Annotated in this window: 13 protein-coding genes; 1 reads left to right on the top strand and 12 read right to left on the bottom strand. The window is 75.5% G+C overall.

Annotated features, from left to right (window positions below):
• Positions 1 to 38: 38 nt before the first annotated feature.
• From ACIGZJ_RS21700 to ACIGZJ_RS21755, 12 genes are all read right to left on the bottom strand, one after another.
• A complete protein-coding gene (locus ACIGZJ_RS21700) occupies positions 39 to 1856 on the bottom strand; it encodes a VgrG-related protein (RefSeq protein ID WP_396458744.1) in 1818 nt (605 codons plus the stop codon).
• On the bottom strand, positions 1853 to 2695 hold the full coding sequence (locus ACIGZJ_RS21705; RefSeq protein WP_396458745.1) for a LysM peptidoglycan-binding domain-containing protein: 843 nt from the start codon (positions 2693 to 2695) through the stop codon (positions 1853 to 1855). The genes ACIGZJ_RS21700 and ACIGZJ_RS21705 overlap by 4 nt, the downstream gene beginning before the upstream one ends.
• Positions 2696 to 2785: 90 nt before the next feature.
• Positions 2786 to 3211, bottom strand: a complete 426-nt coding sequence (locus tag ACIGZJ_RS21710; RefSeq protein WP_396458746.1) for a phage tail protein — start codon at positions 3209 to 3211, stop codon at positions 2786 to 2788.
• A gap of 34 nt (positions 3212 to 3245) precedes the next feature.
• Positions 3246 to 3677: a hypothetical protein gene (locus ACIGZJ_RS21715; RefSeq protein WP_396458747.1), complete on the bottom strand. Its 432-nt coding sequence runs from the start codon at positions 3675 to 3677 to the stop codon at positions 3246 to 3248.
• Positions 3678 to 6549: 2872 nt separating this feature from the next.
• Positions 6550 to 6708, bottom strand: coding sequence for a DUF6760 family protein (locus tag ACIGZJ_RS21720; RefSeq protein ID WP_396458748.1), 159 nt, complete (start codon positions 6706 to 6708; stop codon positions 6550 to 6552).
• A complete protein-coding gene (locus tag ACIGZJ_RS21725; RefSeq protein WP_396458749.1) occupies positions 6705 to 7202 on the bottom strand; it encodes a hypothetical protein in 498 nt (165 codons plus the stop codon). Before ACIGZJ_RS21725 ends, ACIGZJ_RS21720 begins: the two co-directional genes overlap by 4 nt.
• Positions 7199 to 7639: a phage tail protein gene (locus ACIGZJ_RS21730; RefSeq protein WP_148648195.1), complete on the bottom strand. Its 441-nt coding sequence runs from the start codon at positions 7637 to 7639 to the stop codon at positions 7199 to 7201. Before ACIGZJ_RS21730 ends, ACIGZJ_RS21725 begins: the two co-directional genes overlap by 4 nt.
• A gap of 62 nt (positions 7640 to 7701) precedes the next feature.
• On the bottom strand, positions 7702 to 9261 hold the full coding sequence (locus ACIGZJ_RS21735) for a phage tail sheath family protein (RefSeq protein ID WP_396458750.1): 1560 nt from the start codon (positions 9259 to 9261) through the stop codon (positions 7702 to 7704).
• A gap of 256 nt (positions 9262 to 9517) precedes the next feature.
• On the bottom strand, positions 9518 to 11617 hold the full coding sequence (locus ACIGZJ_RS21740) for an ATP-binding protein (RefSeq protein WP_396458843.1): 2100 nt from the start codon (positions 11615 to 11617) through the stop codon (positions 9518 to 9520).
• 47 nt (positions 11618 to 11664) lie between these two features.
• Positions 11665 to 12369: a DUF4255 domain-containing protein gene (locus ACIGZJ_RS21745; RefSeq protein ID WP_396458751.1), complete on the bottom strand. Its 705-nt coding sequence runs from the start codon at positions 12367 to 12369 to the stop codon at positions 11665 to 11667.
• Positions 12366 to 15671 (bottom strand): hypothetical protein, encoded by a 3306-nt coding sequence (locus ACIGZJ_RS21750; RefSeq protein WP_396458844.1) that lies wholly within the window; start codon positions 15669 to 15671, stop codon positions 12366 to 12368. Before ACIGZJ_RS21750 ends, ACIGZJ_RS21745 begins: the two co-directional genes overlap by 4 nt.
• Before the next feature lie 144 nt (positions 15672 to 15815).
• Positions 15816 to 16649 carry a LuxR C-terminal-related transcriptional regulator gene (locus tag ACIGZJ_RS21755; protein WP_396458752.1) on the bottom strand — a complete coding sequence of 278 codons (834 nt, stop codon included), beginning with the start codon at positions 16647 to 16649 and terminating at the stop codon, positions 15816 to 15818.
• Positions 16650 to 16798: 149 nt separating this feature from the next.
• Between ACIGZJ_RS21755 and ACIGZJ_RS21760 the strand changes: the two genes are divergently transcribed.
• The gene (locus ACIGZJ_RS21760; RefSeq protein WP_396458753.1) at positions 16799 to 18244 is read left to right on the top strand and encodes a hydrolytic protein; all 1446 of its coding nucleotides are present in this window, start codon (positions 16799 to 16801) and stop codon (positions 18242 to 18244) included.
• Positions 18245 to 18668 lie beyond the last annotated feature (424 nt).

An 18668-nucleotide genomic window follows, 5' to 3' on the forward strand; every position in this document is an offset into this window, starting at 1 on the left:
GATGAACGGTCCTGCGGTCAAGGCTTGGTGACTGTTCGTCAGTTGATCCGGATGAGGCGGGCCTTGAGGACGGCGAGCAGGCCGCCGTCGACGGAGACGTCCGCCGTCCCGGCCACCCGCACCGACCGGCCGCCGATGCTGACCCCGGCCGTGCCGTCGATGTCCACCTGCCGGCCGGTCACCTTCACGGTGCCCTGCCGGGCGTCGAGCGTGATGCCGTCCCGGTCCAGCAGGACGGAGGTCAGCGGACGGTTCCGCCCCGCGTACACGGTGAGCTCGATCCGGTCCCGGCGGTCGTCCAGCCGGACCTCAAGCCGCTCGTCCCCGGTCACCAGCCGCAGCCCGGAGGGGCCCGGTGCCGGTGCGTCCAGCAGCTCCACCCGGTGGCCCGAACGCGAGACCACCGAACGGCGGTTGACCTTGCCGCTGGTCGCGTCGATCAGCGGCACGTCGTGCGGCGAGGGCTGGTCCACGCCGTTGTAGAGCCCGCCGATCACGTACGGGCTGTCCAGCAGGCCCTGCTCGAACCCGACCAGCACCTCGTCGTTGACCTCGGGGCTGACCACACCGCCGCCGCCCTTGCCGCCCCACTGGACGGTGCGCACCCAGTCGGTGGTGTAGGTGTCGTCCAGCCAGGGGAACGTCAGGCGCACCGCGCCGCGTTCGGAGCCGTTCGGCTCGCGGACGTCCGTCACCACGCCGATCGCCAGACCGGGGATGCGCGGACCGCGCCCCGGGGCGTTGGCGCCGGTCACCAGACCGGCCAGCGAGCGGTCCGGGCTGGCGCTGACCCACACGGTGGTGCGGTAGCCGCCGTGCGGCTCCAACACGTGCTGCACCGCCGTCGCCGTGTACCGGCCGGAGAACGCCTGCCCGACGTTGCCCAGCGCCACCGGCCGGCCCGCCCGCAGCAGCGGATTGCCCTCCGCCACCGCCTCCAACTCGCCGAAGCCCGCGCTGACCTGGGCCGCCGCCGCACGGGCGACCGCCGTCGTCTCCGCCTGCGTCCGGTAGGGGGTGTCGGTGACGGCCACGGCCGACGCCCCGAACCGGGCGGCGGACCCGGGGGCGAGGCCCGGCACCACGGTGTCGCTGACCACGGACGGCTGCTCGGCGACCAACGGCCGCTTCGTGGTGACGTCCCAGCCGCGCACCTGCACCTTCGAGGCACCGTCGGCGGCCGACAGCGCGGCCCGCAGCGCCAGCAGGTTGCGCCCGTACTCCAGGACCATCGGATCGGTCATCGCCGACGTCGACGGGGCGGGCGCCGCGGACGCCTTGGCGGGCCGGGTGAACTGGAGCAGCCCCTTGTCGTCGACGCGCACCTGCGCGCCGCTCTCGCCAGCGAGGAACTGCAGGAAGTCCCAGTCGGAGACGTTCGCCTGGGACAGCTGCCGGTACGTCACCGGCGCGGCCTCCACCGTCCCGACGGCCAGGCCCGCGCCCGCGGCCACCTTGCGGACGATGGCCGCGGCCGTCATGTTCCGGTACGCGACGACCTTGCGGCCGCGCTGCAGGCGGTGAGCCCTGGAGTAGGCGCGGACGACGGTGAACGAACCGGTGCCGTCCCGGTCGATCTCCAGGGCCGTGACCTCCCCGCTGAACAGCCGCTCCCGGGCCTGCCCCTTCGCGGTCGTCACCGACACCCGCAGCGGGGAGCCGATGGTGATGCCGGTGGCGCGCAGGAACTCGTGGTCGGGGTCGCGGTAGGTGAGCACGGCGGTGTCCGGCAGGCCCACGTTCTCGTCGACCACGCAGCTCACCAGCTGCGCCGCCCAGATCTGCGGCAGTTCGCCGGGCGCCTCCACGATCGGGTCGGCCGCGAACGACCTGCCCCCGGAATCGAACCCGCTCACCGGTCCCCCTCGCCGTTGCCGTTGCCGTTGCCGTTGTGGTGGCCGTCGTAGCCGGTGCCGTGGCCGGTGCCTTCGATGGTGCCGTTGCCGGGTCCGTGTCCGTCGCCGGTGCGGTTGCCGGCCTCCCGGGCGTACCCGTCGTCCCGCAGGGCCGGCACCACCAGCTCGGTGCCGGGGGCGAGCGCCATCGGGTCGTCGATGCCGTTCGCCTCCGCGATGACCCGCCAGGCCGTCGCGTCGCCGTACTCGCGCCAGGCCAGCATCGCCAGGCTGTCGCCCGCCACCAGGGTGTGCGTGCTGCGGGCGGTGCGCGCGCCGGACGTCGGGTTCTGACCGGGCGGGTCGACGCTCGCCTCCTCGATGGACAGCGAGCAGGTCGCCCGCAGCGGCGTCCCGTCCACGTCGAAGAGCGTGTACGAGACCGACAGGTTCGACAGCACCCCGTCGAACGAGGTGGTCCGCGCGCTGCCCCACTCGAAGCGCACCCAGGGGCTGGCCGGCTTCTTGCGGCCGAGGCTGGCCGGGGTCGGTACGCACGCCTTCATCAGCTTCTCCACCGCCTGCTCCACCGAGTCGTCGTGGGTGGCGGTGGCGTCCAGGAAGACCTCCAGGCTCAGGGTGCGCGGGCCGCTGCCCACGAACTCGGGCAGCGCCGACTGCCCCGCCATCCGGGACGGGGAGCGCCGCCACTCGGTGGTCTTGCCCAGTTGCAGGGTCGAGGGGTTGAACTGGAGGTCGAGCCGGGTGATCGTCCCGCCGGGCTTGGCCCCGACCGAGGCCGGGGGCTCCTTCAAGGTGAGCTGGGCCCTGGCGCGGTTGGCGCGTGCCGATGAGGCCATGGCGTGGCTTCCTTCCGGAGCGGGGCGGGACGGGGTGGTGTGTGGGCGGTGGTCGGGTGGGGCGGTCTGTGGGCGGTGGTCGGCGGATGGTCAGGCGGGGACCAGGCCCGCGTGGGCGATCTCCAGGGTCTCCACCGCGGCCGCGGAGTTGGCGGGGTCGAAGGACGGGCCCTGCCAGCGGACCGGGACGATCCCGAAGACCTGCCAGCTGATGATCCGGCTCAGGTCGGGCCGCAGGGCCACGATCTCGCCGTCCTTCGGCTCGACCCGCCGCAGCGTCTGGTCCAGCCAGCGGCCGATCTTCGCCGTGTCGGCGGTGACCGGCCGGGTCAGGGTGATGTTCGACCAGGTCACGCGGCCCGGGAGCTGCCAGGTGAAGCCGTTGTTGCCGCCCTCGGCGTAGCTCTCCATCTCGACCTCGGCACCCATGCCGGAGCAGGTGTGGAAGGCACCCAGGTCGTTGCCGCCGATCGCCAGCCGGAAGAACACACTGGTCGCGAAGATGTTGTCCGTCATCGGTCCGTCGTCCGTTTCTCGTTCGTGCGGGTGCTCAGCGGCGCCCGTCGAAGGGCCTGCCCGCGCGTTCCCGGCCGCGCCGCAACTCGGTGCGCAGCAGGCGGGCGACCGGGTCGAGCAGCCGGCGCGCCAGGTCGTCCAGGTCGAGGTCGCCGCCCTGCGGTACGGCGTCGCGCGGACGTCCGCCGGATCGGTTGCCGGAGGCGGTGGCCTGTTGGGCCGGGGCGGTGGCGGTGGCCTGTTGGGCCGGGGCGGCGGTGCTCGTCCCGACGGTGCCGCGGGTACTGCCGGTACCGCCGGTGCCGCCGGTGTCGCGTTGCACGGGTGGCGGGGGCGTCGCCGGGGGGACGCCCGGAGTGCCGCCGGGGTCCGGCGTCCTGGGCCGCACCAGCGGCACCACGGGCACGGGCCGCGCCGCGGGCCCGGCCGGCTGCACCACCAGCGGTGGTGCGTGCGGGGCGGTCACGGGCAACGGTCCTGACGTGCGCGGGGGTTGGGACCCGCGGAGGGGTCCGGATGCGGACACCGGGTGCGGGCCGTGCGGGCCGTCCGGGCCATCCGGGCCATCCGGGCCGTGGGAGCCGGGGGCTCGCTGGACGTGCTGCGGTGCGGCGGCGGTGGGCGGGGCCGCCCAGCGTGCCGCGACCACGGGACGGCCGGTGGCACGGGCGGCGGCGACGGGGGCCGTCGCGCTCCCCATGTCGCGGCCGCTTTCGAGGGTCAGCGGCCGCGCCGCGAGAAGCCGGACGCTGCGGTGCGCAGCGGTCGGCGCGTGGTCCGGTCCCCCGGCCCGGCCGGCGAGGACGAGCGGGACGGGCCCGCCCGTCCGGGCCCTGCCGGGCGCGGGACTTGCGGGCGCGGGGACACCGGTAGGACCATCGCGCCGGGGCGCGGGGGCTGGGGAGGCCGGGTGCCGTCCCGCTCCCGGCACGATCACGCGCTGGACGGCGGGCGGCGCGGCAGGGCGCGTGGCGGTCGGCGGCATCGCGGGCAGCGGCGCCCCCAACCCGGCGCGCGGACGCCCCGCGACCCGCCCCGGACCACCCTCGGCGGCCGGGGCCTCCGCCTGCCGCTGCACGATGGGCAGGGCCGACGCCGAGGGCGCGGCCGTGGATGGGGGTTCGCCGGCCCGCACATGACCGGCCGCGCGGGTGTCCAAAGACTTTGCAGTGACCGGAAGTTCAGCCAGGGGCGCACCGAGCGCCGGGCGGCCGGCCGCGCGCTGCACGGGTGCAGCACCCAACGGCGGGCGATCCGCGGCGTGCGGTGCGGGCGCCTCGGTTCCGGTCTCCGCCCGGCGCGGGACCACGGGCAGAGCCGGGGCGGGCGCGGAGGCATCCACCCCGGAAGGCGCAGCGGGGACGGGGAGTTCGGCCGTCGGCACACCGAGAGCCGGACGATCGGCCGCACGCTGCACGGGCGCGTCGGACTCGGCCTCCGCCAGACGCTGGACCACGGGCAGGGCCTGCGCGGGCGCGGAGCCGTCCACTCCCGAAGGTCCAGCGGGAGCCGCAGGCGGAGTACCGAGAGCCGGACGATCGGCAGCACGCTGCACAGGCGCGTCGGATTCAGCCTCCCCCAGACGTTGGACCACGGGCAGGGCCGGGGCAGGCGCAGAGCCGTCCAGCCCCGAAGGCGCAGCAGGGACGGGGAGTTCGACCGCCGGCGCACCGAGAGTCGCACGCTGCACGGGAGCGGGAGCGGGAGCGGATCCCAAGGTCTTGGCAGAGGAAGGCAGTTCCGATGATGAGTCGCCCGGATTCGGGCGATCGGCCGCGCGCTGTACCGGCGCGCCGGTCGGACTCTCGACCAGGGGCATCACCGGCACGGGAACGGAAGCGGACCCCAAGGGCGCAGCGGGGGAGCGGAGTTCAGCTGCCGACCCACCCGGCCCCGGGCGTTCGCCCGCGCGCTGTACAGGCGCGTCGCCCAGCGGTGGGCGGCTCGCCGCGCCCGGCGCGGGTGTGTCGGGCTGGCCGGAGACGGCCTCCGCCTGCCGCTGGACGACGGGCATGGCCGGTACGGGAGCGGGCTCGGCCGCTCCCGAGGGCGCGGCGGGCGCCGGGACTCGGGCCGGAGCGGCACCGAGGGGCGCATGGTCGGCCGCCCGCTGCACGGGTGCGTCGGGCGACGGACCACCGATGTGCGCCGGGGGGACGACGGGAGGTATGGCGGGAGGTCTGGCGGGAGGTACGACGGACACCCGGCGCCTGGGCGTGGCGGGCACCCGGGCGACGGTCAGCGACCGGCCGACAGGACGCGCCCGCACCACGGCGCGCGCGGCTTCGGCGCGGCCCTTCGGAGCGCCGTCGGCCGGGTGCCCGGTACGGGCGCCCTTGGCGGCGGCCTCCCGGCCCGGCCCGCGACCGGTGGCGGCCGGGACCGACCCGGCTTCGGCTGCGGCTCGCTGCACGGGCGGAGTGGCCGAGGCCGTCTGGGCTGCCGGGGCACCGGGGACCACCGCGATCCGGCGGACCAGCGGGAGCCGCGCAGGCATCGGCGCACGGTCGGCACCGGCACCGGCACCGGCACCGGCCGGGGAAACGGCGGCCCGCTGGACGGCATGGGAGCCGTCGGCACCGAGCACGGCCGCAGCGGGAGCGGGCGGACGGCCACCGGTACCGGGTGCACCACCCGCCGGGGCGTTCCGCCCACCGCCGGACCGGCCCGGGCCCTCCCCCACGTCGGCGGCCCGCGAGCGGTCGACTCCAGCCGCCCGTGGCAAGGGGTCGGATCCGCTCCGGCCCGCACTCGCGCCGACCGCAGGCGCGGCCTGAGCGGACACGGGACCGCCCTTCACCGAATCACCGGCACCAACCCCGGTACCCGACGCACCAGCACCCGCACGCGCACCCGACGCACCCCGCCGCAGCGGCCGCGCGGCCTGCGCACCGGGTGCGGGCGGCGGCGCTTCCACCTCCGCCACGGCGTCCGCAGCGGCCGGATGCAGCGCCCTCAGCAGCAGCGGTCCGCCGCCACTGTGGGTGGAGGGTCCGACGGCGGGGCGGGCGACGCCGCGCAGAAGGCCGGCCGGGGCGGTCGGCAGCAGGGCGTGGGCGAGACCGGTGTCGAAGGACGGATCGCGCCAGGCGGCCAGCCCGTCCCGGAAGGCGAGCCCGTCACTGACACCCATCGGCGCGCGGGCGACGGTCAGGAGGGGTGGCGCGGTTCGACGCCAGCCCCCGTCCCAGTCCGCGGGCACGCCCGCACCCCGGACGGCGACGGCCTCCTGGACCGCACCCTCCGTACCCGCATCCGTACCCGTACCCGCATCCGTACCCGCGCCCGCACCCGGCACGGCGGCGCGCCGGCGCACCCTGTCCCGCCAGGCCATCTACTCAACCACCTTCGTTCATCCGCGAGTTGATCCGAGCGATCTCGGCGACCCACTGCCGGCGTTCGTCATGGGTCAGGTCGAGGATCTCGTCGCGCCGCCAGTGGAAGTGGTAGGCGATGTACGCGATCTCCTCCCTGAGCCGGGGGAGCGCGTACGTCACGATTCCCCCAGGCGCCCACCGGAGAGGTCGACCTCGAAGCCGCCTTCGCAGTGCGGGCAGGTGACCGCCGCGCGGGTGTGGCCCTCGCTGTTGACGCGTCGGTAGAAGTCCTGGAGGAACGCGACGTCCGTCGCGTACATCCGCTCCACGACCCCGGCGTGCACGTCGGTGACGGTGCCGAGCCGGGTGATGACCTGGCTGAGCAGCACCACGCTCAGGTACGCCGGGTTCTCCTTGACCCGCAGGTCGATCTGGGGCCGCAGCTCGTCGCGGGCGGTGGCCAGGCGCATCGAGCCGTGCCGGTGCAGGGTGCCCGCCTCGTCCACGTACCCGCGCGGGAGTTCGAACTCGAACTCGGTGCGCAGCGCGTGCCGCTCCTCACGCGGCGCCGGAGCGGCGGCCGCGGCGGGAGCGGCGGGTGCCGGGGTCGTGGCGGGCGCCGTGGCCTGGAGGATCTCCTCCAGGTTGCCCGCCGTCACCGTTCGTCGCCTCATTCGACGATGATCTCCTCGAACACGATGGTCACGGACTCGGTGGCCGCGGCGGACTCGCCGGCCTTGAGCGAGGGCCCCTCCCACTTGGAGGCCCATCCGTTCATCAGCTGGATGCGGCGGACGGTCTCGCCCGTGGAGTCCTTGATCTCGATGGTGAGGTTCTGCCGGGCGGTGTCGACGGCCCCGTTGTTCAGGGTCTCCTTGATCCACTTGGTGAACTCGCTGCTCTTGTCGAGTCCCCGGGTGATCGTGACCTCGCCGGCCTGGCGGGCGCCGGGCTGCTTGCGGATGATCTGCTTGCCGTCCTTGCTGACCTGACGGACCTCGACCACCTCCTCCTCGACGGTCAGCCCGCTGATCTCCTGGATCGACTCGACCAGGTAACCACCGAGCTGTACGCCGAAGATGTGGGTGGAAAGAGCATCGCCCTCTGCCATGACTGTCTGTCACCTTTCCTTGTTGCTCGTCCCGGTCGTCCCGGGCTTGGCGGACCCGCAGGTCACTCGTCGACGAGGCTGGTGCTGTCGGAGAACTGCGCCAGCCGGAACACCACGAACTCGGCCGGCTTGACCGGCGCCACGCCGATCTCGCAGATCACCCGGCCCTGGTCGATCGACTCCTGCGGGTTGTTGTCCCGGTCGCACTTGACGTAGAACGCCTCCGCGGCCGTCCGGCCGAACAGCGCGCCGTTACGCCACTCCTCGGTGAGGAACGCGGTGACGTTGCGCCGGATGCTCGACCAGAGCCGGTCGTCGTTCGGCTCGAAGACCACCCACTGGGTACCCAGGAGGATCGACTCCTCCAGGTAGTTGAAGAGGCGGCGCACGTTCAGGTAGCGCCAGGCCGGATCGGAGGAGAGGGTGCGGGCGCCCCAGATCCGGATGCCCCGGCCGGGGAAGGCCCGGACGCAGTTCACCCCGATCGGGTTGAGCAGGTCCTGCTCGCCCTTGCTCAGGCGCAGTTCCAGGTCGACCGCGCCGCGGATCACCTCGTTGGCGGGGGCCTTGTGCACGCCGCGCTCGGCGTCGCTGCGCGCCCACACGCCGGCGATGTGACCGCTCGGCGGGACGGTCGTGTTACGCCCGGCGGCGGGGTCGAAGACCCGGATCCACGGGTAGTAGAGGGTGGCGTAGCGGGAGTCGTACCCCGCCTCGTCGTTGCGCCAGGTCCGCACCTGCTGGGCGGAGAGGCCGGGCGGGGCGTCCAGGACGGCGACCCGGTCGCCCATCTGCTCGCAGTGCGAGATCACCGCGAGCTGGACGGTGCGCACGCCCTCGGCGTCGATGTCACCGCGCTGGTGGGCGCCCATCAGGTCGGGCACCGCGACCATGGTGATCTCGTCGATGGTCTCCAGGCCGGCGAGCCCGGTACGGGCCGCCGCGTCACCGACGTACTCGGCCGGGTCGAGCCGGGCCACCGCGCCCTGGCCGGCGGCCGGGGCGGGCACCGCGGCCGGGGCGTCGGGCAGGGCGACGGTCTGGCTCGCGGGTCGGCTCTGGGTGGCGCCGCGCTGCTCGGTGACCTCGATCAGGGCCGAGCCGCGGGCCTGGGTGACGAGGTAGCCCTTGACGTTCCTGCGGGCCGACACCTCGTACGTCTCGGCCACCGGGCCGTCGCGGCGGACCAGCACCTTGAACCGGTCCTCGGGCGGGTTCTCGCCGTCCGGGTCGGCGATCTCCACCGATACGCCGGTGACGCCGGGCCGGGCCGCGAGCAGGAACCCGCCGAGCTCGACGGGCTCCGCCGCGCGCTGCTCGGTGCCCGCGGCGGCGGCCGGCGCGGAGCCGTCCCGGTCGGAGCCGCCGACCCGGACGACGTACGCGGCGCCGCCGCCGTTGGCGAAGTACCCGTAGACCGCGTGCGGCAGGTAGGCGCCCTCGGTGAACCCGCCGAAGCTCCGGGAGTACTGGTCCCAGCTGGTGACGAGCGTCGGCTCGTGGAACGGGCCGCTGTGGGCGAACCCGACGAACGCGGCGACTGCGGTGCCGACCCCCTCGATCGGGCGAGCACCGGACTGCACCTCCTCCACGTAGACACCCGGGGTGAGGTACGTCGGCATGCTCGCTCCTTCGTGTCACTGGTCTTCGGCGGACTTCAGTGGACTTCAGTGGTCTTCGACGGGCTTCGGCCCGGTGCTGCGGACCGGCCCGGTCTGCGGACTTCGGACGGCGGTCCACGGACTCGGTCGTGCACCGTCGCGTCCCGCCCCCAGCCTTTCCGGCGGGCGCCGCCGGCGGGAGGGACGCGGGTGCCAGCCCGGGGGCAACCGTCCTGCCCTCCCCGGCCGCCGCGCCGGCCCGTCGGCCGTACCCCGGTCAGGCCCGCGTGACCTGCGCCACGTACGGGCCGAACTCGCCCTCCAGCACCAGCCGGCCGAGCTTGCGGTACTCCTGCGCGACCGCCGTCACCACCCGGGCCATCGTCAGCGGTCCACCCGACTCGGCGGCGAGGTACGCGGCGGTCACCGCGCAGGCCCGGATGGAGCCGCCGGCCAGTTCGAACCGGTCCGCGCAGAAGCCGAGGTCGAGGTCCTCCGCCCTGGGCACCCGGTCGCCCAGGCAGCGGTCCCACAGGGCGAGGCGCTGGGCCGCGTCGGGCACCGGGAAGTCCGCGATCACGTCCAGGCGACGGGTGAACGCCTCGTCCAGGTTGGCCCGCAGGTTGGTGGTCAGGACGGCGATGCCGTCGAAGGACTCCATCCGCTGGAGCAGGTACGCGGACTCCATGTTGGCGTGCCGGTCGTTGGCGTCCTTGACCTCCGAGCGCTTGCCGAAGATCGCGTCCGCCTCGTCGAACAGCAGCACCGCGTTGACGGCCGAGGCCTCGGTGAAGATCCGCTCCAGGTTCTTCTCGGTCTCACCGACGTACTTGTCGACCACCGTGGAGAGGTCCACCACGTAGAGGTCCATGCCCAGGTCGGCCGCCACCACCTCGGCCGACATCGTCTTGCCGGTGCCGGACGAGCCCGCGAACAGCGCGATCACCCCGCGCCCTCGCCCGCCCCCGGGCCGCATGCCCCACTGCCCGAGCACCTGTTCGCGGTGGCGGGCGCGGACCGCGAGCTCCCACAGGCTGCGGTGGGTGGGGGCGGGGAGCACCAGGTCGTCCCAGCCGACCGCGGGCTCGACCCGGCGGGCGAGGCGGGCGAGGCCCGCGCCGTTCTGGGCCCGGACGGCGGTGCGCAGGTCGTCGGGGGAGACCGGGCGGCCGTCGAGCGCGGCCGTGCGGACCGCGGTGCCGGCGGCGCGCCGCAGCTGTCCGGCGTCCAGGCGGTGCGCGGCGACGGACCGGGCGAGCGCGTCGGCCCCGCCCTCCCCTGCGCCGGGAGCCCCGCCCTCCCCCGTGCCGCTCTCCTCGCCGGCCCGCTCCAGGGCGTGCCGCCAGCGCGCGACCTGCCGGTCGGGGGTCGGGGCCGCCACCGTCAGGGTGACGGGCGTGTCGGCCGCCCAGGCGGGTTCCCAGCCGCCGGTCCCGTAGGTGAGGAAGGGGATGCCCCGCAGGACGCCGCACAGCGTGCGCAGGACGCGGGCCCGCTCCTCGGGCCGGTCGGGCAGCTCCTCCAGCGGCCCCAGCAGGACGCCCGCGCCCAGCAGCCGGGCCTCGCGGGCCACGGCCCGGGCGAGGCCGGGCACGGCGCGGGGGTCGTGGGACAGCGCCGCCGCGTCCAGGGACAGCGGTCGCAGCCCGCCGGCGTGCAGCGCGGCGACGGCCAGCCCCTCGGGATCGCCGCCGCGGCTGCGCAGGTGGACATGGCCGGTGCCGGTCCCGGCCGCGGCGGCGGCGGCCCGGCGCAGCTCGGCCGGGTCGACGGCCGGATCGCCGGTCGGACTGCCGAGCACGCCGGTCAGCAGCGGGTCGGGCGACTCCTCGCCCAGCAGGTGCGCGGTGACCCGGTCCGGGACGGTCAGCACCCGTGACAGAGGCGGCCGTTCGGGCTCGTCGACCTCCAGCAGACCGCCCGCGACGAGCGGCGCGGAGGGGGCCAGCCGGAACCGGGCCGCTCCGAGCCCGCCGTGCCCGCACAGTTCGAGGGCGAGCCCGACGGTGGGCCGGCGGCACGTCAGGTCGTCGTTGAGGTAGCCGTAGAGCCGCTCGAAGCGGGCGTCCAGGTCCGGGGCCAGAGCCACCAGCAGCAGGTCCAGGTCCAGCGGCGTCAGGTCGAAGCGGGCGGCCAGCACGGCCAGCGGCGAGCCGGGCGGCGGAGCCTCGGGTGAGAGCAGGGCGTCCGGCGCGGGCGGGGCGGTCCGGTGCCCTTCGTCCAGGATGCGGTCGACCGCCTCGGGCGTGAGGTACTGGCCGCGGTGCGGATCGTCCGGATCGGGGTCGACGGCGCGCCTCAGCGCCACGGCGGTGCGCACCTGCTCCTCGACGACCCGCAGCCGGGTCCACAGGTACGGGGCCGCCGTCGGGACCACCGTCGGGGCCGGGGCCGTCGTCCCGGCCGGGGGTTCCACGGTCCGCGTCACGGCTGCCGCTCCCCGCGTCGGCGGCGCGCGGGGGCCTGCCCCCGCTCCCGGGAGCCGCCGAAGCCCTCCGGACCGGGCTCCGCCACCTCCGTGTAGCGCAGGCGGCGCGCCGACTGCGGCTCCTCCGGTCCGGTCCGGGCCGCGGCGCGCACGACGAGCCCCTCGGTGACCGGCGGGGCGACGGCCGTGGTGACCCCGGCCAGCGGTGCCCGCACCCGCAGCCCGAGCGACGGCTTCAGCTCGCCGCCCAGCGCCGACCACACGTCGGAGGCGGCGGGCGCGTCGAGTCCGGTGCCGCCGCCGTCCAGACCCACGATGAGGCCGAGCTCGGCGAGCGAGCCGGTGAGCAGGTGCGGGGCCAGCGCGTCGGTGGACACCAGGCACGTCAGCACCTGGGAGAGCAGCCGGTGTTCGTCCTGCGGCCGGCTCGCCCAGGCGGTGACGAGGTACGTCAGCTCGAACCAGCGGGCCGGGGCGCGGCGCGCGGCGAGGAAGCCGTCCGCGTCGTACACCTCGCCCGCGCCGCTGGCGCGCCGGGTGTGGTCCTCGCGGACGTCGTACAGGAACACGCACACCGTCGGCACGCTGCGGCGGGCCGCCCAGTCGCGCGTCGGCGCGTCGAACACCACCTCGACGCCCGACGCCTCCAGGCCGGACTCCGCGAGCAGCCGGCGCAGCCCCTCGTCGACTTCGTGGATCATCGGCGGACCACCTCGTTGGGCGGCTGGATCGTGCCGGCGACCACCAGGAACCCGGTCTGCACCGGGGAGAAGCCGGGGCCGCTCGCGGTGATGACGCGAGGTCCGGTCTGGTCCTTGGCGAGGATCAGCAGCTGGCCGGTGAACCGGCCGTCCGGCCCGGGGACGGTCGGCGCCGCCGCGGCCGTGATGCCCGGCTGCCAGCTGAACCGCACCGGCGCGCCGGGCGGGAAGTCCTCGCCGCGCACCGAGGTGACGAAGCCCGGCTTGCCGATCGGCGGGACGGCGACGATGCGCGGCTGGAGGATCCGCAGCTGCCGGCGGGCCTCGTTGTCGCCGGGGTCGGCGTCCGTGCCGGTGGTGGTGAGGGTGCCGGTCACCTGGCCGGTGAGGGCCTTGTCGGGGCTGAGGACGACCTGGACGACCGTCCGGGCGCCCGGGGCCAGGTCGGGCAGCGCGCACACCCAGGTCTGGTCGCAGCCCGGCGGCGGCCCGTCGTGGGGCACGCCCTCGGGCAGGCCGACGCGGAGCCGCAGACCGGTGGCCAGTCCGTTGCGGCCGTTGCTCACGGTGTACGTGACGACCACGCGACCGCCCACGTAGCCGGGGTTCGGCTGCGCAGTGAGGCTCAGCCCGGGGCCGGCCGGCGGCTCGGGCGGCAGCGGGGGCGGTGTCGGGGCCGGCGGCGGCACGGGGGCGGGTGCCGGGCTCGCGGGCGGGGTCAGGGTCGCCGGAGGCGTCGACGGAGGTGTCGACGGCAGGGTGGGCGTCGGGGTGGGCGTGGGCGTTGCCGTCGGGGTGGGCGTGGGAGTCGGCGGTTCGGGCGCCGGGCGCACCGGCACCACGGTCCGACCGGTGTTGTCGCTGGGCCGGGGGTCGAGGACGGCACCGGTGACCGACCAGTCCAGCGGCTGGTCGCCGGGCGCGACCCCGGTGAGGGTGACCGTGACCGGCACGGTGGTGCCCGGGCGCAGCACGCCGAGGGCGCAGACCAGCGCCGCCGCGTCACAGGTGGCACCGGGCGCGGCGAGGCCCGTGACGGCCACCCCGAGCGGGGGCGCGACGGTCAGCCTCGTCCCGGGCGAGGCCGCCGGGCCGTGGTTGACCACGTCCACCCGGACGGTCGCGGAGTCGCCGACGGTGAGCGGTGCGGCGGTGCCGGGTGCCCGGACCGCGAGGTCGACGGACTGCTGGACGCCCGGTTCCTTCTGACGGCCCGGCAGAGCGCCGGTGAGCCAGGTGCGGGCGCCGGAGGCCACGTTCACCAGGGAGAGCTTCTCCGGGCTGTTGGCGGGCAGGGCGGCCCGGGAGCTGATCACCAGGGCCTTGCCGTCGGAGGTCCAGGCGGCGTCGCGGGGCTGGAACGGGCCGGTGGCCGTGGTGTCGGGCAGCTCCCGGCGGCAGGCCCCCGGCCGGTCGCGGGCCGCGTCGGGCAGCAGCACCCGGCAGCCGCCGCCCGCCGCGGAGGCGAGCAGGATGCCATTGCGCTCGTCGGTCCGGCCGGCGCCGTTCTTGCGGTTGAAGGCGATGGTGGCGCCGTCCGGGGAGAACGCCGGGCTGTCGTCGATGACCTCGCAGGCGCCGGGGCAGGCGGTGGCGCTCAGGTCGCGCTGCCGGTCCAGGTGGTCCACGGGCACGGTCCACACGTGCTTGTTGCCGCCCCGGTCGTTGATCAGCTGGTTGCGGGTGAAGGCCAGGGTGGTGCCGTCGGAGGACCAGGTGGGCTGGGCGTCGCCGCCCCGGGCCTGTCCCTCGGGCGGGCGGATCTCGCTGCGGATCGCGCCGGTGGCGGCGTCCGCGATCAGGATCCGCCCGGGGCCGGCGTCACCGCCGACGCCGCCGGGAGAGGTCCGGGTGAAGGCCAGGTAGCGGCCGTCCGGGGAGAGGGTCGGGTCGGTGTCCCAGTCCCTGGGGCCGCGCCCCGCCAGTGGCAGCGCCACCGGGTCGGTGCCGTCGGCGTCCGCGATCCAGATCCGTTCGATCCGCGCCTTCGGGGGGTCCGTCGGCGGGTCCTTCGGCGGGTCCTTCGGGGCGTCCTCGAAGCGGGTCAGCACGATCCGGCGTCCGTCGGGCGTGTAGGTCTGCCGCTCGGTCCACGGGTCGGAGCCGGCGGCGGGCCGGAACAGCGGGTCCTTGGTCGGATCCGTCTCGGTGTCGGCCGCCGGATCCTCCTTGAGGACGGTCCGGCCGAGGTCACGGGGGTCGGAGCCGTCCGGCCGGACGTCCTGGAGGGTCACCTCGTGCGGCCCGGCCGCCGAGGTGCGCTCGACCACTGCCCCGCCGCCCTGGAGCGGACCGAGCCAGGTGGCCGGTCCGACCTCGCGGTCCTCGCTGAGCACCACCTGCGGTTCGTCCGCCGAGAGCGCCTTCACCCGGAAGACGTGGTCCCAGTCGCCCTCGCAGGAACAGGTCCGGTCGGGGCTGAGGAAGAGCAGGTCGTTCCCGTCGGGCAGCCAGGCCGCCCCGTGCGTGCGCCAGTCCGCCCGCGGGCCCGCCAGCAGCGGCCCGCCGGTGCGCCCGTCGGTCCACCGCAGCCGCGGTCCGGCCGGTCCGGTGGCGGTGTAGGCGATCCGGTCCCGCGTCGCCGCCTCGTCCACCGGGTTCCACACCGGCTCGGTGCCCGTGCCGTCGGCGGGGTCGGAGACGCGCGTGGCGGCGCCGCCGCGCAGCGACCGTGCGTAGACCTGCCGGCCGGCGGCCGGGTCGGCGTCGGAGGAGTACGCCAGCCGCGCGCCGTCGGGCGAGACCGTGGGGTGTTCCTCGTTCGCGGGGGTGTCGGTCAGTCGGGTGAGGCCGGTGCCGTCGGTGCGCACCAGCCACAGGTCGCGCTGGGCGCCGCCGGCGCCGGCGGGCGGCGTGCCACCGGCCCCGGCGGGCTGCGCCGCGTCGAAGACGACCGACCGACCGTCCGGGGTCAGCCGCGGGTTCGCCGCGTCCAGACCGCTGGTCAGGCGGCGCACCGAGCCGTCGGCGGCGCGCAGGTAGATCTGCGGGGCCTGCTCGTCGCGGCGGCTCGCGAAGACCAGCCGGTCGCCCAGGGCGGCGGGCTGGACGTCGAAGTGCGCCGGGCCCTCGCCGAACAGCGGGGTGCTCGACTTGTCGGTCACCACCCGGCCGAGGCTCCGGTGGCGGGTGCCGGCGTACGCGATCCGGCTGTCCCCGGCGTCGGCCGCCGGGGCCCTGGCCTCGGTGTCGCCCGGGCCGGCGGCCGCCGTCACCGCGAACAGGGGGGCCAGCAGCAGCAGTGACGCACCGGCCCTCCCCCAGCGGTGTCGCCGACTGCCGGAGTCACCCGCGCCGCCCATCACGGTCCACCTCACAGTCCGGTCCTGCTTCCACGTCCGACGGCGCCACCCTGCCTCCCCGCCCGCGCGGACCGGCAGGGCCCCAGGGCCGCGCCCGGGGGAAGCACCGGCTGCGCTTTCGGGCAGCCGGTGCCCCCGCGGCGGTCAGATCAGGCCGTTGCGCAGCGCGTAGCCGACGGCGTGCGAGCGGTTGCGCAGTTGGAGCCGGGTGATGACCTCGTGCAGGACGTTCTTGACGGTCCGTTCGGAGTACGAGGTGTTGCGCGCGATCTCCGCGGTGTCCAGGCCCTCCGACACCAGGCGCAGCATGTCGGCCTCGCGCGGGGTCAGGGTGGACAGGGACACGGCGTGCGGGTCGAGTGCCGAGCGCTGCAGGCTGCCGACGTGGTCGAGGAGCTTCGCGAGCAGGTCGCCGGGCAGCACGCCCTCGCCGTTCGCCATCGCCAGGACCAGTCGCAGCAGCCGGTCCTGGTCGGCCTCGGCGCGCCGCAGCACGGCGGTGACCCCGCATTCGATGGCGCGCTGCAGGGCGTCCCCCGAGTCGAAGGTGCCGATCACGAGCCCGGTGCGGGTGGCGGAGTTGTGGCGCAGCCGGTACAGCAGGGCGGCCGTCTCGTCGTCCACGCTGTCCACGGCGACGAGCGAGACCCGGGCGTCGTGCGCGTCGGCGTCGTCGACCAGCTCGATCTCGGGCCGCTGGCGCAGCTGCTGGACTATCCCGACGTGCAGGACCGGGTCGGAGGCGTACACGGCCACGGTGACCCTGCGGACGGGGCCGCCGGGTACCGGGTCGTGCGGGGGCCGGGCCTGGGCCGCGGCCGGAGCCGGAGCCGGGGACTGGGCCGGGGACTGGGCCTGGGGATGGACCCGGGAGTGGGCCTGGGCCTGGACCGGGACGGTCGGCCGCCGGGTGCCGGGGCCGGACGGGTGGATGGTGCCTTTGAGGTCGGTGTGGAGCATGAGGTGTACCTGTTCCATGATGCGTATGAGGTAAGTACCGCAGGGTCGAAGGTCAACAAATTGGCTGGCCAAGGGAGTTGGGAGGCGTCCGCGGGGGCATCGCGGCTGCCCGGGGCCTTGCCCCCGCGTCCGTGGAGGCGGGCGGGGCGGCGGCGTAGCGTCGCGGCGTGACGACCCCAGCAGCCACTCCCAGCCCCGGCGCGCCCGGCCTCGACATCCCGTCGGTGACGGTGACGCCGGGCGGTACCGCCTCCACCACCCTGACCGTTCGCAACGACGGCGACATCGTCGAGGCGTACCGCCTGGAAGTCGTCGGTGACTGCGCCGCCTGGACCACGGTCGAACCGGATCGCGTCTCCCTCTACCCCGGCACCTCGGAAACGGTGACGATCCGTCTGGCGCCCCCGCGCTCGCCGAAGGTGCGAGCGGGCGAGGTGCCGCTGGCCGTCCGGGTACTGCCCACCGAGCACCCCGAGGCGGTCCGGGTCCCCGAGACCACCGTGCACGTCGAGGGGTTCCGGGAGCTGCGGGCCGAGAGCGCTCCCAAACGCCGCCGCGGCTGGCTGCGGGGGCGTTACCGCCTCGCCGTCCGCAACGAGGGCAACCGTCCGGTCCAGGTGGGATTCACCCCGGCCCAGCCCGGCGAGGAGCTGAAGTTCGACTTCCGCCCCGCGCAGCGGAGGCTGGAGCCGGGCGAGTCGGCGGAGGTGGCGCTGCGGGTGCGCACCGGGAAGCCGGTGTGGTTCGGGAAGCCGGTGACCTGGCCGTTCACCGTCACCGTGGCGGAGACCGTCGCCGTGGCGGAGGCCGTCGCCGGACCAGGCGCCGGAGCAGGCGCCAAGCCCGGCGCGACGCCAGGCGCCACGCCCGCCTCCGGGCCCGCCTCCGGACTCGGCGACGCCGGTGGGGACGACCGCGACCGGCCGCGGCCGGAGGCCGAGTTCGTCCAGATACCGGTCTTCCCCACCTGGCTGCTCGCAGCCCTGGCAGCGCTCCTCGCCCTGCTGCTGGCCTGGTTCCTGCTGGTGCGCCCCGCCGTGCGCAGCACGGCCCGGGAGGCCGCCGACCAGGCGGTCCAGAAGCAGCCGTCGCCCACCGCGGAGGCGGTGGGCCAGACCCCGGCGATCAGCCCCGGGCAGCCGGGAGCCGGAGCCAGGAGCACCCCGCCCGGGGTGGGCGCCACCGGCAGCGGAACCGGTACGGGCACGGGCACGGGCACCGGCACGGGCGGCGACGCCGGCACCGGCCTGGGCGGCGGGCAGCAGAGTTCGGCCACCATCGACATGACGACCGCCGGTGGGCAGAGCAAGACCGGCACCTACACCGTCCCCGCGGACCGGACGTTCGGGATCACGGACATCGTCGTCGCCAACTTCCAGGGCGACGAGGGCGTCGTGACGATCAACTTCGGCGATCGCAAGGTCACGACGATCGCGCTGGAGACGTTCCGCAACCAGGACTACCACTGGGTCACCCCCATCAGGATCACTGAGAACCAGACCGTGACGGTCCAGGTGACCTGCGCGAAGCCGGGCACCCCGGCCACCGGCGTCCAGGCGCAGGAGTGCCACGAGGTCCTCAACGTGAGCGGCGTGCTGAGCAGCCTCAGGTGAACAGGCGCCACAGGCATCGTCTGTCAGGTCGTCCGCTGAGCAAAGGGGAGCCTGCGCCACCCCGTCCGAAAACCGACCCCCGGAATGGCGCAGAGGCGCCCCTCCCGTGACTGTACATTCTCATCATTGAGCCGAAACGACCTCGAGCACCTCACTCGGCTCATAATCTGACGACCACTCAAATACGGCTGAATCCAGCCCCTCCCCGGCGGCCACCGCAAGCGCGGTCGGCCACCGGGTGCGCGGTCGGCCGCCGGTCCGGTCGGCCTCGGGTGTGCCGAAAGTCACCGGCGCGGTCAGTCCCCGGTGCACCGGCGCGCCGAGTCGCCGGCCCGCGCCCGGTCGTGCTGGTGCGCCTCCTCGGCCGGCACTTGCGGTCACCCCCGCCGGCCCGCTCGCCGCCGCGCCCCCTGTGATCGTCCGC

This window comes from Kitasatospora sp. NPDC052868 (assembly GCF_044547105.1).
GTDB lineage: Bacteria > Actinomycetota > Actinomycetes > Streptomycetales > Streptomycetaceae > Kitasatospora.